The 14,239-nt window shown below is 71.1% G+C and carries 16 protein-coding genes; 8 read left to right on the forward strand and 8 right to left on the reverse strand.

The window, feature by feature from the left end:
- Window positions 1–90: 90 nt before the first annotated feature.
- From ACYVOM_RS35395 to ACYVOM_RS35405, 3 genes are read right to left on the reverse strand one after another with little or no spacing between them, the layout of a single operon-like run.
- Window positions 91–1,167, reverse strand: coding sequence for a DUF475 domain-containing protein (locus tag ACYVOM_RS35395; protein ID WP_460307951.1), 1,077 nt, complete (start codon window positions 1,165–1,167; stop codon window positions 91–93).
- 53 nt (window positions 1,168–1,220) lie between these two features.
- Window positions 1,221–1,799, reverse strand: a complete 579-nt coding sequence (locus tag ACYVOM_RS35400; protein WP_460307952.1) for a TerD family protein — start codon at window positions 1,797–1,799, stop codon at window positions 1,221–1,223.
- 40 nt (window positions 1,800–1,839) lie between these two features.
- Window positions 1,840–2,415, reverse strand: a complete 576-nt coding sequence (locus ACYVOM_RS35405; RefSeq protein WP_460307953.1) for a TerD family protein — start codon at window positions 2,413–2,415, stop codon at window positions 1,840–1,842.
- 208 nt (window positions 2,416–2,623) lie between these two features.
- Between ACYVOM_RS35405 and ACYVOM_RS35410 the strand changes: the two genes are divergently transcribed.
- Entirely contained in the window at window positions 2,624–3,871 is a 1,248-nt protein-coding gene (locus ACYVOM_RS35410; protein ID WP_460307954.1) for a molecular chaperone DnaJ, read from the forward strand.
- Window positions 3,872–3,874: 3 nt separating this feature from the next.
- Here ACYVOM_RS35410 and ACYVOM_RS35415 read toward each other — a convergent pair whose 3' ends face one another.
- The 4 genes from ACYVOM_RS35415 to ACYVOM_RS35430 all read right to left on the reverse strand — a co-directional run bounded on the left by ACYVOM_RS35415 (window position 3,875) and on the right by ACYVOM_RS35430 (window position 8,324).
- Window positions 3,875–4,246 (reverse strand): YbjQ family protein, encoded by a 372-nt coding sequence (locus ACYVOM_RS35415; protein WP_460307955.1) that lies wholly within the window; start codon window positions 4,244–4,246, stop codon window positions 3,875–3,877.
- A gap of 119 nt (window positions 4,247–4,365) precedes the next feature.
- Window positions 4,366–5,523 (reverse strand): RNA polymerase sigma factor RpoD, encoded by a 1,158-nt coding sequence (gene rpoD / locus ACYVOM_RS35420; protein ID WP_460307956.1) that lies wholly within the window; start codon window positions 5,521–5,523, stop codon window positions 4,366–4,368.
- A 78-nt stretch (window positions 5,524–5,601) separates the two neighbouring features.
- Window positions 5,602–7,434: a DNA primase gene (dnaG, locus tag ACYVOM_RS35425; RefSeq protein ID WP_460307957.1), complete on the reverse strand. Its 1,833-nt coding sequence runs from the start codon at window positions 7,432–7,434 to the stop codon at window positions 5,602–5,604.
- Between the two features lie 53 nt (window positions 7,435–7,487).
- Complete coding sequence (locus tag ACYVOM_RS35430; protein ID WP_460307958.1) at window positions 7,488–8,324, reverse strand: nitroreductase/quinone reductase family protein; 837 nt, start codon at window positions 8,322–8,324, stop codon at window positions 7,488–7,490.
- Between the two features lie 88 nt (window positions 8,325–8,412).
- On the opposite strand from ACYVOM_RS35430, the gene ACYVOM_RS35435 reads away from it, so the two are divergent.
- The 7 genes from ACYVOM_RS35435 to ACYVOM_RS35465 all read left to right on the forward strand — a co-directional run bounded on the left by ACYVOM_RS35435 (window position 8,413) and on the right by ACYVOM_RS35465 (window position 13,503).
- Complete coding sequence (locus ACYVOM_RS35435; RefSeq protein WP_460307959.1) at window positions 8,413–8,883, forward strand: MarR family winged helix-turn-helix transcriptional regulator; 471 nt, start codon at window positions 8,413–8,415, stop codon at window positions 8,881–8,883.
- Window positions 8,884–9,006: 123 nt separating this feature from the next.
- Window positions 9,007–9,309 carry an urease subunit gamma gene (locus ACYVOM_RS35440; protein ID WP_460307960.1) on the forward strand — a complete coding sequence of 101 codons (303 nt, stop codon included), beginning with the start codon at window positions 9,007–9,009 and terminating at the stop codon, window positions 9,307–9,309.
- Complete coding sequence (locus tag ACYVOM_RS35445) at window positions 9,306–9,638, forward strand: urease subunit beta (RefSeq protein ID WP_460307961.1); 333 nt, start codon at window positions 9,306–9,308, stop codon at window positions 9,636–9,638. Before ACYVOM_RS35440 ends, ACYVOM_RS35445 begins: the two co-directional genes overlap by 4 nt.
- Entirely contained in the window at window positions 9,631–11,340 is a 1,710-nt protein-coding gene (locus ACYVOM_RS35450) for an urease subunit alpha (protein WP_460307962.1), read from the forward strand. The genes ACYVOM_RS35445 and ACYVOM_RS35450 overlap by 8 nt, the downstream gene beginning before the upstream one ends.
- The gene (locus ACYVOM_RS35455) at window positions 11,340–12,023 is read left to right on the forward strand and encodes an urease accessory protein UreF (RefSeq protein WP_460307963.1); all 684 of its coding nucleotides are present in this window, start codon (window positions 11,340–11,342) and stop codon (window positions 12,021–12,023) included. Before ACYVOM_RS35450 ends, ACYVOM_RS35455 begins: the two co-directional genes overlap by 1 nt.
- Window positions 12,024–12,039: 16 nt before the next feature.
- Entirely contained in the window at window positions 12,040–12,699 is a 660-nt protein-coding gene (ureG, locus tag ACYVOM_RS35460; RefSeq protein ID WP_460307964.1) for an urease accessory protein UreG, read from the forward strand.
- Window positions 12,700–12,807: 108 nt separating this feature from the next.
- Window positions 12,808–13,503 carry an urease accessory protein UreD gene (locus ACYVOM_RS35465; protein ID WP_460307965.1) on the forward strand — a complete coding sequence of 232 codons (696 nt, stop codon included), beginning with the start codon at window positions 12,808–12,810 and terminating at the stop codon, window positions 13,501–13,503.
- Between the two features lie 13 nt (window positions 13,504–13,516).
- Here ACYVOM_RS35465 and ACYVOM_RS35470 read toward each other — a convergent pair whose 3' ends face one another.
- Complete coding sequence (locus tag ACYVOM_RS35470; protein WP_460307966.1) at window positions 13,517–14,215, reverse strand: NUDIX hydrolase; 699 nt, start codon at window positions 14,213–14,215, stop codon at window positions 13,517–13,519.
- Window positions 14,216–14,239: the final 24 nt, after the last annotated feature.

Below are 14,239 nucleotides of genomic sequence, written 5' to 3' on the forward strand. Positions count from 1 at the left end.
AACCTTGGTCACAGACGTTTCCCCCGGAGCCCGGGAACGCCGAAGCCCCGGCCGCCGCGGGACGGCGGGCCGGGGCTTCGCGCGGGTGCGTCAGAGCCTGCTCGACTCCAGCTCTTCGGCCTTCGCCGCCGCGATGCCGTCGCGCTTGCGCAGGATGATCGAGCTGACCAGGGCCAGCAGGATCAGGCCCGCGCCGATGCCGCCGGTGATCCACTCCGACAGGTGGTGGCCGATGGAGATCATCATGCAGACCGCGAGCGCGCCGATCGCCCAGTGCGCGCCGTGCTCCAAGAACTTGAACTCGCTCAGCGTGCCCTGGCGGACCAGGAAGACGGTCATCGACCGGATGTACATCGCGCCGACGCCCAGGCCGATCGCGATGATGATCGGGTCGGTGCTGATCGCGAACGCCCCGATCACGCCGTCGAACGAGAACGAAGCGTCCAGGACCTCCAGGTAGAGGAACAGGAAGAAGCCCGCCTTGCCGGTGGCCAGCACGAGCCCGTTGGGGCCCTTGGGCGTCTCCTCCTCGGTCAGCTCCGGGTTGTTGAACAGCTCGCCGAGTCCGTTGACCAGGATGTAGACCACGATGCCCAGCAGGCCCGCGATGAGCACGTTGGTGCGGTGCGCGTCGTCGGCGACCCAGGTGGCCACGCAGGCCAGGGTGGTGCCGGCGATGACGACCGGCAGCTGCTCCAGCTTGCCGATGCGCAGCAGCGGCTTCTCCAGCCACGACAGCCAGTGGATGTCCCGGTCCTCGAAGATCCAGTTCAGGAACAGCATCATGAGGAACATGCCGCCGAACGCGGCGATCATCGGGTAGGCGAACTCCATCTCGGCGTGGTACCGGTCAGGATCGTTGAACGCCATGTCCAGCGTCGCCCACGGGCTCATGCCCGCCGTCAGCGCGACGACCACGATGGGGAAGACCAGCCGCATGCCGAACACCGCGATCGCGATGCCGATCGTGAGGAAGATCTTCTGCCAGAACGGGCTCATCCGCTGCAGCACCTTGGCGTTGACCACGGCGTTGTCGAAGGAGAGCGAGATCTCCAACACCGCCAGGATCGCCACCACGGCGAGGGCCGAAGCCCCGCCGTACCAGAAGCCCGCGATCAGGCCTACCGCCGTGATCGCGAACGACCACCCGAACGTACGAAAAATCATGATGTGCTGTTCCTTGCCCGTCACCGGGCCTGTTGAGCGGCGTCGGTCGGCTGCTAGCCGACGTTGACGCCGAAGTCCTGTGCGATCCCGTGCAGGCCTGAGGCGTAGCCCTGTCCGATGGCCCGGAACTTCCATTCCGAGTTGTAGCGGTAGAGCTCGCCGAAGACCATCGCGGTCTCCGTCGAGGCGTCCTCGCTGAGGTCGTAGCGCGCGATCTCCACGCCGTCCGCCCGGTTGACCACCCGGATGAAGGCGTTGCGCACCTGGCCGAAGGCCTGGCCGCGGTTGGCCGCGTCGTGGATCGAGACCGGGAAGACGATCCGCTCGACCCTGGGGTCGACGGACGCGAGGTTCACGTTGACCGATTCGTCGTCGCCGTCCCCTTCACCCGTCAGGTTGTCGCCGGTGTGCTCGACGGTGCCGTCGGGGCTGGAGAGGTTGTTGTAGAAGACGAAGTGCTGGTCGGAGAGTACCTTGCCGTTGGACCCGACGAGCAACGCCGAGGCGTCGAGGTCGAAGTCCGTGCCGGTGGTGGCCCGCACGTCCCAGCCGAGGCCGACCGTCACCTCGCGGAGGTCGGGGGCCGCCTTGCTGAGAGAGACGTTTCCACCCTTGGAGAGGCTGACGCCCATCTTGACCTCCTTCAGGCCTGGTCCGGGGGGTGGGTCCGCGTCAGACGTTGACGCCGAAGTCCTGGGCGATGCCCTGGAGACCGGAGGCGTAGCCCTGGCCGACCGCGCGGAACTTCCACTCCGCGCCGTGCCGGTACAGCTCGCCGAAGATCATCGCGGTCTCGGTGGAGGCGTCCTCGGAGAGGTCGTAGCGGGCGATCTCGGTGCCGCCCGCGGCGTTGACCACGCGGATGAAGGCGTTGCGCACCTGGCCGAAGTTCTGGCCGCGGTTCGCGCCGTCGTAGATCGACACGGGGAAGACGATGCGCTCGGCGTTCGGGGGCAGCGTGCCGAGGTTGACCTTGACCTGCTCGTCGTCGCCTTCGCCCTCGCCGGTGAGGTTGTCGCCCGTGTGCTCCACGGCGCCCTCGGGGGTCTTCAGGTTGTTGAAGAACACGAAGTGGCCGTCGGAGAGGACCTTGCCGCCCGCGTCGACGACGATCGCGGAGGCGTCGAGGTCGAAGTCGGTGCCGGTGGTGGTGCGGATGTCCCAGCCCAGACCGACGATCACCGCGGAGAGGCCGGGGGCCTCCTTGCTCAGTGAAACGTTGCCGCCCTTGCTCAGGCTGACCGGCATCTTTGCCTCCAGGTTGCGGTTGATCGAGAGTGTTCTCGCATTGGATACGAACTGGTTCCACCTGACAGACGTCTAACCGAGCTTATCGGTTCCCTCCTCGCCCGGCCCTTATCCCCGCTTCCCCGTCCGACGTGGTTTGCGGCCGGATGCGGAAATGGTTGTCTGGATGCTGGGACAATCTGTCGGGGAGGCGACTTGAGGAGCTGCCGTGGCACGTGAGCAGCGCCGCCGGGGACGGCGCGACCCCAGGGCGGTGGCGGCGCGCGAGACCGCGCTCCAGGCGCGGCAGGACGCCGTCCAGGCCTTCTTCGATCTGGATCAGGCGCAGAAGTTCGTCGCGGGCCGGATGAGCGCGCTGAGTGGCCTGGACGCCTCCGCGGCCGACCCCTTGCGTCCGCGCTTCGCCGCCGCGAACACCGCCGCCGACCAGGCCTCCGCCGCCTACATCGCCGCTTTCGACGGGTGTGACCTCGACGACGAGGACCGCTCGATGATCGAGTACGAGGACGCCGGGCGCACCCTGCACGCGACCATGCCCGCGCTGAACCGGGCAGCCGAGACGCTGAACCGCCTGGCGGCCGACCTGGCGCCGCTCCTCACCCGGGCCGAGGCGTCCCTGGACCAGCTCGCGCCGCTGCTCCGCGCGGCCCGCGAGGCGCTCCAGGAGGCCCGCGAAGCGGTCGACGCGGCCGCGGCGGCCGGCATGGACACCGCGGAGGTCGGGGCGGAGCTCGCCGCCGCGCGCGGGCGGCTCGCGGAGCTGACCACCGAGGGCCTCGGCGGACTCGGCGTGCGCGGGGCGATGGCGAGGGCCGCCGAGGTGCGCGACGACGCCGGGCAGATCGCCGAGGAGGCCCGCGATCTCGCCGAGGCCGCCTCGCGGACCCGCCACGGCCTGGCGAGTGTCCGGACCCGCGTGCAGATGGCCGAGGGCAGGCGCGCGCGGGTGGAGGAGGCGATGAGCGAGCTGCGCCGCGGCTACGCGCTGGCCTGCTGGCAGGACCTGCGGGGCGCGCCGGAGGCGATCGGCCAGGCGCTGGAGCGGGCCGGCGAGCGGATCGCCGAGACCGAGCGGGCCGCTTCCGCGAGCGATTGGCGGGCCGCGCCGCGCGCGCTGGCGGCGGCGCGCACCGAGCTGAAGGACGCCGAGCGCAGGGCGGCGCGGGTCGAGGAGCGGATCACGGACCTGCGCGGGGTCGAGGCCGACCCCGCCGGGCCGCTGGAGCGGGCGAGGTTCACCGTGCGCGACGCCCAGCGCCTCGCCGTCGCCATGCCGGGCGGCCCGGCTCCGGCGCACGCGAGGGCGCTGGACGGCCTGGTGGTGCGGCTGGACCGCGCGCCGGACCTGCTCCAGGGCGCGCACCCGGACTACTGGGCCTACCTGAGCGAACTGCGCTCGGTCGAGGAGCGGGCGCGCGACGAGGTGGCGCTGATCCGCGCGGAGATGGCGGGCTGACGCCTAGAGCCGGCCGCCGGGCACCTGGACGGTGAGGTTGCGGCCGACCATCGGCATGCCGCCGCTCGACGGGGCGGGCACCGGCGGGGGCACGGCGATCCTGTCGTTCGTCTGGGTCTCGGTCTTGACCTGCTCGACCAGCACCGCGGTGCCGTAGGCGTACACCTCGAAGGACCCGTCGCCGAGCGGGCAGTTGGCGAAGCGCATCCCGACCACGGCGTTGCACCCGTACCGCTCGGTGTCCTGCTTGAGCTTGTCGATCGCCTCCCGGCGCGCCTGCGACAGGCCGCCGTGCGCCACCCCCGCGCCGCTCACAGCGCCTCGCACGTAGCGGATCTCGTACCCGGGGACGGTGTCGGTCGTCACGATCAGCATGCACTCAACCTAGACGACGAATCCCCGGCGCGGGGGGCCGTGCCGGGGAATTCGCCCGAACAGTCCGTTTTGTCGACCTCGTCGGGGTGGGGGTCGACGGCTGGGTGAGAGGAATGTCGCTATTCGAGGTACTCGCGGAGGACTTGGGCTCGTGACGGGTGGCGGAGCTTCGCGAGGGTCTTGGACTCGATCTGGCGGATGCGCTCCCGCGTCACCCCGAACTCCCGGCCGACCTCCTCAAGCGTCCGGGGGTGCCCGTCAGCGAGGCCGAAGCGCAACTGGATGATGCGCTGCTCGCGGTCGGAGAGGGTGGCGAGGATGTCCTCCAGCTGGTCCTGGAGGAGGATGAACGCGGCGGCCTCGATGGGGACGACGGCGTCCGCGTCCTCGATGAAGTCGCCGAGGTCGGAGTCCTCCTCACCGATCGGGGACTGCAGCGAGACGGGCTCCTGGGCGATCCGCTGGATCTCCACCACCCGTTCGGGCGACAGGCCCATCTCGGCGCCGATCTCCTCGGGCAGCGGCTCGCGCCCGAGGTCCTGGTGCAGCTGCCGCTGGACGCGGATCAGCTTGTTGATCGTCTCCACCATGTGCACGGGGATCCGGATCGTCCGCGCCTGGTCGGCGATGGCGCGGGTGATGGCCTGGCGGATCCACCAGGTGGCGTACGTCGAGAACTTGTAGCCCTTCGTGTAGTCGAACTTCTCGACCGCACGGATGAGGCCCAGATTCCCTTCCTGGATCAGATCGAGGAACAGCATCCCGCGGCCGACATAGCGTTTGGCGATGGACACCACCAGACGCAGGTTGGCCTCGATGAGCCGCTGTTTGGCCCGCACTCCGTCGCGTGCGAGCGTTTCCAGATCGAGCCTTTCCGGAAGGAGAAGCACGGCCGTGCGGACCGTCTTCTCCTCCGCGAACAGACCCGCCTCGATGGATTTGGCGAGTTCTACTTCCTGTTCTGCCGTAAGCAGCGGGACACGGCCGATCTCGCGCAGATAGATCCGTACCAGGTCGCTCGTAGGCGCCCTTCTGCTGAGGTCTCCCTCTTCCGCTCGCGTGAGCTCCTTGGGGTCCTCCTCGGACTCCAGGACCTCTACCCCCTGCTCTGCGAGCAAACGGACGACGCCTTCCAGCGCGTCGGCCGGCAGTTCGGAGCGATCGAGTGCGGCGGCGACGTCATCGACGGTGACGCCTCCACGCTCTCTGCCACGTGCGACGAGGTCGGCGACCTGCTCGGCCGACGGCGCCTCGCTGGGCAATGTCAAAGGGCCCACGTTCACAGTGTGCGCTAGAACACACCGAAAACGCAGGCCCCAATTTCCCGACGTGGCGGGCGGCCCGGTCCCGCGGGTTCAGCGCATCGCGCGTCGGCGCTGCTCAAGGGCCACGAGGTCCCCGAAGAGCCGGTTGTACTCTTCCGCCTCGGAGACCGGATTCAGCCTCCCCAGTTTGGCTTTGAGCCCGGCGATCTCACGGGTGAGCTGGAGTTCCATGAATCGGGCCAGGAGCGCCCGGGAATAGGTGTCGTCCGAAACCGAGTCGAACTTCGGATCGGTCTTCGGGGGCTCCACGCTGAGCCGCGTCACGAGCGAGCGCACCTCCTCGCCGGGCGCGAGCTCGCGCAGCCGCGCGGCCCACTCCATGAGGCCGGCCGCCGTGCCGATGCCGCCCGCGGCGAGGACCGTCTCGTGGACGGTTCTGTGCTCGGGCACCGTGAAGGCCTCCGAAGGCAGCGTGTCGTAGGCGGGGCCGAGGGTGGCGGGGCGCTGGAGCGCCATCTTCAGCAGCTCGCGCTCCAGCTCGACGGTCGGGTCGTTCGGATCGGCCTGCGGCTTCTCGCGCGGTTTGGGCGCGGTGCCCTTGAGGTGCTGAGCGACCCTGCCGAGCACGAGGCGCTCGTCCATGAGGCCGATCCAGCGGTCGACGCGGCCCGCCCAGACCTTGCGCCGCCCGGCGTCGCGGATCCCGCCGACGATCGGGGCGACGGCGTCGAGGGCCTTCATCTGGCCGTCGGGGTTGTCGAGGTCGTAGGAGGCGATGGCGTCGCGGATCGCGAACTCGTACAGGGCGACGCGCGCGGCGACGAGGTCGCGCACCGCCGCGTCGCCCTCCTTGACGCGCAGGTCGCACGGGTCGAGGCCGTCGGGCTGGACGGCGACGAAGGTCTGCGAGGAGAACTTGTCGTCATTGCGGAAGGCGCGCAGCGCGGCCTTCTGCCCGGCTGAGTCGCCGTCGAAGGTGAAGATGATCTCGCCGCGACCCTCGTCGCGGTCGAGCAGGACGCGGCGCAGCACCCGGATGTGCTCCTCGCCGAAGGCGGTGCCGCAGGTGGCGATGGCGGTGGTCTCGCCCGCGAGGTGGCAGGCCATGACGTCGGTGTAGCCCTCGACGATCACTGCCTTGTTGGCCTTGCCGATGGCGTTCTTGGCGAGGTCGAGGCCGTAGAGGACGGAGCTCTTGTGGTAGATCGGGGTCTCTGGGGTGTTCAGGTACTTCGGGCCGTTGTCGGACTCCAGCAGCTTGCGCGCGCCGAAGCCGATGACGTCGCCGGAGATCTCGCGGATCGGCCAGACCAGGCGGCCGCGGAACCTGTCGCGCGGGCCGCGCTGGCCCTGGACGGCGAGGCCGCCCTCGATCATCTCCTTGTCGGTGAACCCGCGCGTGCGCAGGTGCCGGACGAGGGCCTCCCACTCGTTGGGGGCGTAGCCGACGCCGAAGTGGGCGGCGTCGGCGGCCTGGAAGCCGCGGTCCATGAGGAAGCGCCGACCCACGGCGGCCTCGGGCGAGGTGAGCTGGCGCTCGTAGAACTCGGCGGCCTCCTTGTGCGCGGCCAGGAGCCGGGCACGCTGCCCGCCGTCCTTCTTCTGGACGTACCCGCCCTCTTCGTGCCGGAGCTGCACGCCGTGCTTGGCGGCCAGCCGCTCGACGGCCTCGGCGAAGCTGAGGTGGTCCATCTCCTGCACGAACTTGATGACGTCGCCGCCGACGCCGCATCCGTGGCAGTAGTACAGCCCCCGCGAGGGGGTCACGTTGAAGGAGGGCGTCTTCTCGTCGTGGAACGGGCACAGCCCCTTGAGGTTCCCGCCGCCCGCGCTGATCAGCTGGAGGTAATCCCCGATCACACCGTCGATCGGGGCTCTCTCCCGGACGACCGCGATGTCCTCTTGTCGGATGCGCCCAGCCATGCGATGAGTCTATGACCGCGCCGGACCGTCCGGGCGGAACACCACCATGTCCGCTACATCAGCTTTGATCCCGGTGCCAGGACCTCGCGCGGCAGCGCGTTGAGCAGGGGCACCAGGTGCTCCTCCTCATAAGCGAAGTGCGCCTCCAGCGCGCTGGAGATCCGCTCGGCCTCCTGCGCGATCTCCTCCGGAGCCGCCCCCTTCTCCGCGAGGGCGCGCAGGCCGTCGTTCATGGCCGCCACCTCGGCGTGCTCGCGCCGCAGCACCCCGACCACCTCCGAAAGGCCCGGGAACAGGGATTCCAGGCGCGGGAACACCCCGTCCTCGGCGGTGTGGTGCTCACCCAGGGCGGCGCAGGCCGTCAGGCAGTGGGTGTGCAGGTCGCGCCCGGCCCGGACGTCTCCGGCGGCCGCGAGATCGGCCCGGAGCGCGGCGTGCACCCGCAGCAGGTGGTCGCCGACGGCGGCGGCCCGATCGGCCCGGTAGGCGGCCGGGTAGAGCGCGACGACGGGGATCACCCGGTCGGTCTGCCGCTGGTATTCGGCGTACGCGGGGACCAGCGCGCCCTGCCGGGCATAGGCGTCGTCGCGTTCGGCGCCGTGCAGCGCCAGCGCCGTCGCCGGGTACCGCTCCTCCCCCACCTCGACGGAGACGCGGGGGTCGGCGAGGACGTTGCGGTACCAGACCGGATCGCGCGGCCCGCCCGCGTTGGAGGCGAAGACCAGGAGGCGCTCCTCCTCCGCCAGGTACCCCAGCGGGGTCGTGTGCGGCCGCCCCGTCTTCGCGCCTGTGCTGGTGAGCAGCAGCAGGGGCGAGCCTTCGAAGGGACCTCCGACCTTGCCCTTGTTCGCCCGGAACTCGGCGATGATCTGGTCGTTCCACCCTGCCATGAGCACGCTCCCTATCCTGGACCTGCGAGACATCTTTGCTTTGCAAGCAAAGATACTTTAACCACGAAGCTACTTTGAAAGCAAAGGCATGTCTGAGGAGAACTCCGCCGGGACGAGCGTCGAGGACGGCGTCCGGGCGATGCTGCGGCTCATGCCGCGCATGGTGGCGACCGTCAAGCGGATCAAGGTGCCGCCCGCGCTCGGCGGCTTCGACCTGGCGCCCCGGCACCTGTCCCTGCTCGCTTACCTGCTGTTCGACGGGCCGACCGGCGTCAACGCGCTCGCCGAGCGGCTGGAGGTGGCGCCCGCGACCGTCAGCCTCATGGTCGGCGACCTGAGCCGCCAGGGGATCCTGGAGCGCGGCGAGGACCCGGGCGACCGGCGGCGGACCATCGTGAGCATCGCCGAGGCGCACCTTCCGGCGATCCGGGAGTGGCTCGCGGTCGGCGCGGAGGCCTGGCGCAAGGCGCTCGCGCCGCTCACCGCCGAGCAGCGGACCCTCGTCGTCGAGGTGATGGCGGCCTACGAGCGGGAGGCGTCGGCGGCGCGGCGCCCGTGACGGCGCTGGGGAGTTCGTCACGTTTCACACCGTGCGGACTCACCTAGTTAATTCGTAGTTAAATCGGCAATTTCCGTGTTGCGTCGGTGGAAGGCCGGTCTTGACCAGCGATAACGTCATCGGGTGCTGATCTCTCCCCATGAGCAGGAACGGCTGCTCCTTCATGTGGCCGCGGGTGTGGCGCGCGAGCGCCAGGGGCGCGGACTGAAGCTCAACCACCCCGAGGCCACCGCGATCATCGCCGTCCACGTCCTGGAGGGCGCGCGCGACGGGCGGACCGTGGCGGAACTCATGGAAAGCGGGCGGAGCGTGCTCACCCGCGAGGACGTCATGGAGGGCATCCCCGAACTGCTCGACTCCGTCCAGATCGAGGCGACGTTCCCCGACGGGACGAAGCTCGTGACCGTGCACAGGCCGATCCCGTGAGCGCCGCGGAGCCTTCGGGCGGCTGGGCGCCGGGCCAGGTCGTCGTCGGCGACGAGGCCGTCGAGCTGAACCCGGGACGCGAGCGGATCACCCTCACCGTCCACAACACCGGGGACCGGCCGATCCAGGTCGGCTCGCACTACCACTTCGCGCAGGCCAACGCCGCGTTGGACTTCGACCGGGAGGCCGCCTCCGGCTTCCGCCTCGACGTCCCCGCGGGCACCGCCGTGCGCTTCGAGCCCGGCATCGTCCGGGACGTCGACCTCGTGCCCCTCGCCGGGCACCGCCTCGTGCCGGGCCTTCGGCCGGAAGGTGGCCTGCATGGCTGACATCTCACGCGCCCGTTACGCGGCGCTCTACGGCCCGACGGCGGGCGACCGCATCCGCCTCGCCGACACCGACCTGTTCATCGAGGTCACCGAGGACCTCGCGCGCGGCCTCGGCGCCGGCGACGAGGCGGTCTTCGGCGGCGGCAAGGTCATCCGCGAGTCGATGGGCCAGGCGCGGGCCACCCGCGCCGAAGGCGCCCCCGACCTCGTCATCACCGGCGTCGTCATCCTCGACCACTGGGGCATCGTCAAGGCCGACGTGGGCGTCCGCGACGGCCGGATCACCGCCATCGGCAAGGCCGGCAACCCCGACATCATGGACGGGGTCCATCCCGATCTCGTCATCGGGCCGTCCACCGAGATCATCGCGGGCAACGGCAAGATCCTCACCGCGGGCGCGGTGGACTCCCACGTCCACCTGATCTGCCCGCAGCTCATCGAGGAGGCCCTCGGCGCGGGCGTCACCACGCTCGTCGGCGGCGGCACCGGCCCTGCCGAGGGCACGAAGGCCACGACCGTCACCGGCGCCTGGTACCTGCACCGGATGCTGGAGGCGATGGACTCCTGGCCCGTCAACGTCTCGCTGCTCGGCAAGGGCAACACCGTCTCCGAGGCCGCCCTGTGGGAGCAGTTGAAGGCGGGCGCGTCGGGCTTCAAGCTGCACGAGGACTGGGGCACGACCCCCGCGGCGATCGACGCCTGCCTGAAGGTCTGCGACGCCTCGGGCGTCCAGGCGGCGCTGCACTCCGACACGCTCAACGAGGCCGGCTACGTCGAGTCGACGCTCGGCGCCATCGCGGGCCGCTCCATCCACGCCTACCACACCGAGGGCGCGGGAGGCGGGCACGCGCCCGACATCATCACCGTCGCCGCGCACCCCAACGTGCTGCCGTCCTCGACCAACCCGACCCGGCCGCACACCGTCAACACCCTCGACGAGCACCTCGACATGCTCATGGTGTGCCACCACCTGTCGCCGTCGGTGCCCGAGGACCTCGCGTTCGCCGAGTCCCGCATCCGGCCGACGACCATGGCGGCCGAGGACGTGCTGCACGACATGGGCGCCATCTCGATCATCGGCTCGGACTCCCAGGCGATGGGCCGGATCGGCGAGACGATCATCCGGACCTGGCAGACCGCGCACGTCATGAAGGCGCGGCGCGGCTCCCTCGAAGGGCCCGCCGACAACCTGCGGGCGCGCCGGTACGTCGCCAAGTACACGATCAACCCGGCCATCGCGCACGGCCTGGACGGCGAGGTCGGCTCGGTCGAGGTCGGCAAGCTCGCCGACCTCGTGCTGTGGGACCCGAGGTTCTTCGGGGTGCGGCCGACACTGGTCGTCAAGGGCGGCGTCATCGCGTGGGCGCAGATGGGCGACGCGAACGCCTCCATCCCGACCCCGCAGCCGGTCCTGCCCCGGCCGATGTTCGGCGCGGCCCCGGCCGTCGCGGCGGCGACCTCGCTGCACTTCGTGTCGGAGGCCGCGATCGAGGACGACCTGAAGTCCAAGATCGACGTGCGGCGGCGGCTCGTGCCCGTCAAGAGCACCCGCGCGCTCGGCAAGGCCGACATGCCGCTCAACGACGCGCTCCCGCGCATCGAGGTCGATCCGGACACCTTCACCGTCCGGATCGACGGCGAGGTCATCGAGCCCGCGCCCGCCACGGTGCTGCCGATGGCGCAGCGGTACATGCTGTTCTGATGCGCGCCCACCTGCTGATGCTGGCCGACTCCCGGCTGCCCGCCGGGGGCCACGCCCACTCGGGCGGCCTGGAGCCCGCGGTGAGCGCCGGGGCGATCGCGTCGGTGCCCGACCTCGCGGACTTCCTGCACGGCAGGCTGTGGACGGCAGGCCTCGTCGCGGCGGCGCTGGCCGCCGCCGCGCGGGCCCACGCGCCGGCCGGGACGGACTGGGCAGGGCTGGACGCAGAGGCGGACGCGCGTACTCCGTCTCCGGCGCAGCGGAACGCTTCCCGGGCGCAGGGCAAGTCCCTGCTCCGGGCGGCGCGGGCCACCTGGCCTTCGCCCGTGCTGGACGGGCTGCGCGTGCCCGTCGCCGAAGGGATGCCGCGCGCGGCGCACCACCCGATCGTGCTGGGCGCCGCCGCGCACGTCATCGGAGGCACCGACCTCGACGCCGCCGCCGTCGCCGCCTACGGCGCGGTGACGGGCCCCGCGTCGGCCGCGGTGCGGCTCCTCGGGCTCGATCCGATGGCCGTCCAGCGCGCGCTGGCCGAGCTCGCGGGCGAGGTGGACGGAGTCGCCGAAGAAGCCGCCGCTTACGCGGCGAAGGATTGGGCGGAACTGCCCGCGGTCTCGGCGCCCGCGCTGGACCTGTGGGCCGAAGAGCACCTGCGGGCCGATCTGCGGCTTTTCGAGTCGTAAGGAAAGAAGGAGAACCATGGGCGGATACCACGGCCCGGACCAGCACCACGCCGCGCCGAAGGCGGGCCGCCCGATGCGGCTCGGCATCGGCGGGCCCGTCGGCAGCGGCAAGACCGCGCTGACGGCCGCGCTGTGCAAGGTCCTCAAGGACGAGCTCAACCTCGCCGTCGTCACCAACGACATCTACACCACCGAGGACGCCGACTTCCTGCGCCGCAACGCCGTCCTCGACGACGCCCGCATCATGGCCGTCCGCACCGGCTGCTGCCCGCACACCGCGATCCGCGACGACATCTCCGCCAACCTCGACGCCGTCGAGGACCTGGAGGAGCGGCACACGGGCCTGGAGCTCGTCATCGTGGAGAGCGGCGGCGACAACCTCACCGCGACGTTCAGCCAGGGGCTCGTGGACAAGCAGATCTTCGTCCTCGACGTGTCCGGCGGCGACAAGGTGCCGCGCAAGGGCGGGCCGGGCGTGACCACGAGCGACCTCCTCGTCATCAACAAGACCGACCTGGCCCCCCTCGTCGGCGCCGACCTCGGCGTCATGGACCGCGACTCCGCGCAGGTCCGTGAGGGCCGCCCCGTCGTCTTCAGCTCGATCCGGCAGGAACCGGACGTGCCGAAGATCGCCGACTGGGTCCGCGCCAACGTCCACGAGTTCCTGCACCACTGAAGTCCACCGGCAGCGCGGCCGGACGCTCGAACGGCGAACGGCCCCTGCCCGAACCGCCCGGCGCGCGGCCTTCGGGCCGCGTGTCCTCGCAACCCCCAGGAGACAGCGATGGGACGCGGCTACGTCGCGCACGCCGCCGTGACGGCCGAGGCCGGCCCGGACGGCCGCACCCGCCTGACGCGGCTGCGCTCCGACGGCCCGATCGCTCTCCGCGAGACCCCCGACGGGGTGTACCTCGTCGGGGCCGCGGCGGGCCCGCTCGGCGGCGACCGGTTCCGCCTCGACATCGAGGTCGGCGCGGGCGCGTCCCTCACGATCCGCTCCGTCGCGACGGCGATGGCGATGCCGGGCGACGGCGAGTCCGTCTACACCATCGACGCGCACGTCGACGGCCGCCTCGACTTCGCCCCGGAGCCGACCGTCGCCGTCCGCGGCTGCCTCCACCGCGCCGTCACCCGCGTCGCCCTGGGCGAGTCCGGCTCCGTCCGCTGGCTTGAGGAACTCGTCCTCGGCCGCCACCACGAGGAGCCCGGCACCCACACCAGCCGCATCGACATCACCCGCGCGGGCCGCCCGATCCTCCGCCACGAACTCCGCGCCGACGCGACGTCACGAAGCCGCGCCATCCTCGGCACCTCCAAGGCCGTGGGTTCTCTTATCCGCACCGAGGGCTCGGTGTCCTACACCGAACCCGGCCTCGCCGTCCTCCCTCTGGCCTCCGGCGGCACCCTCGCCAACGCCCACGCCCCCGACTCCGCGGCCCTGCGCCGCCTCCTGCGCACCGCCGAGTCCCGCACCGCCTGACGCCGCGGTCCGCTCAGCGGCCGTCCTGCCCGCGGAAGATGGGCGGGTTCAGGATCGAGGCGGGGCCCCTGCGGTACAGGCTCGCCGGGCGGCCGAGGTCGGCGGCGCGGCGTTCGCCCGTCTCGGTGAGGAAGCCGGGTGAGCGGGTCACCTTGCGGCGGAAGTTGCTCGGGTCGAGACGGGTCTCCCAGACGATCTCGTAGACCTCGCGCAGTTCGGAGATCGTGAAGGGCTCGCGGCAGAAGGCGGCGGCGACCGTCGTGTACTCGAGCCCCGCGCGGGCGCGCTCGATCCCGTCGGCGAGGATGCGCGCGTGGTCGAACGCCAGTGTGCCGGCCCGCATGTCCCGCGCCGGTGTCCACACGGCCCGGCGCGCGTCGGACCCTGCGACGGGCTCCGGCAGATCGGGCACGAAAGCGAGATAGGCGATCGTGACGACCCGCCCCCTGGGGTCCCGATCAGGCTCCCCGTAGGCGCGCAACTGCTCAAGGTGCAGCGAGGCCCCATCCAGCCCCGTCTCCTCCTTCAGTTCCCGCAGCGCAGCGGCGTCGGGCCCCTCCCCGACCCGCAGGTACCCGCCCGGCAGGGCGAGCGCGCCGCGGTACGGCGTGTTCCCCCGCTCCACCAGCAGGACGTGCACGGCCCCATCCCGGATCGTGAGCACCACAAGATCAACGGTGACCGACACGCCGGTCTCATGCTCGCGCGACATCTCCGACTTTCCACCAAAGGTCAT

The organism is Actinocorallia aurea, assembly GCF_054783995.1.

Coding starts and splice junctions, on each gene's coding strand:
- ACYVOM_RS35450 (WP_460307962.1), top strand. CDS start 9,631: ATGGCTGACATCTCACGCGCCCGTTACGCGGCGCTCTACGGCCCGACG.
- ACYVOM_RS35455 (WP_460307963.1), top strand. CDS start 11,340: ATGCGCGCCCACCTGCTGATGCTGGCCGACTCCCGGCTGCCCGCCGGG.
- dnaG (WP_460307957.1), bottom strand. CDS start 7,434: ATGGCTGGGCGCATCCGACAAGAGGACATCGCGGTCGTCCGGGAGAGA.
- ACYVOM_RS35470 (WP_460307966.1), bottom strand. CDS start 14,215: ATGTCGCGCGAGCATGAGACCGGCGTGTCGGTCACCGTTGATCTTGTG.
- ACYVOM_RS35395 (WP_460307951.1), bottom strand. CDS start 1,167: ATGATTTTTCGTACGTTCGGGTGGTCGTTCGCGATCACGGCGGTAGGC.
- ACYVOM_RS35415 (WP_460307955.1), bottom strand. CDS start 4,246: ATGCTGATCGTGACGACCGACACCGTCCCCGGGTACGAGATCCGCTAC.
- ACYVOM_RS35405 (WP_460307953.1), bottom strand. CDS start 2,415: ATGCCGGTCAGCCTGAGCAAGGGCGGCAACGTTTCACTGAGCAAGGAG.
- ACYVOM_RS35465 (WP_460307965.1), top strand. CDS start 12,808: ATGGGACGCGGCTACGTCGCGCACGCCGCCGTGACGGCCGAGGCCGGC.
- ureG (WP_460307964.1), top strand. CDS start 12,040: ATGGGCGGATACCACGGCCCGGACCAGCACCACGCCGCGCCGAAGGCG.
- ACYVOM_RS35430 (WP_460307958.1), bottom strand. CDS start 8,324: ATGGCAGGGTGGAACGACCAGATCATCGCCGAGTTCCGGGCGAACAAG.
- ACYVOM_RS35400 (WP_460307952.1), bottom strand. CDS start 1,799: ATGGGCGTCAGCCTCTCCAAGGGTGGAAACGTCTCTCTCAGCAAGGCG.
- ACYVOM_RS35435 (WP_460307959.1), top strand. CDS start 8,413: ATGTCTGAGGAGAACTCCGCCGGGACGAGCGTCGAGGACGGCGTCCGG.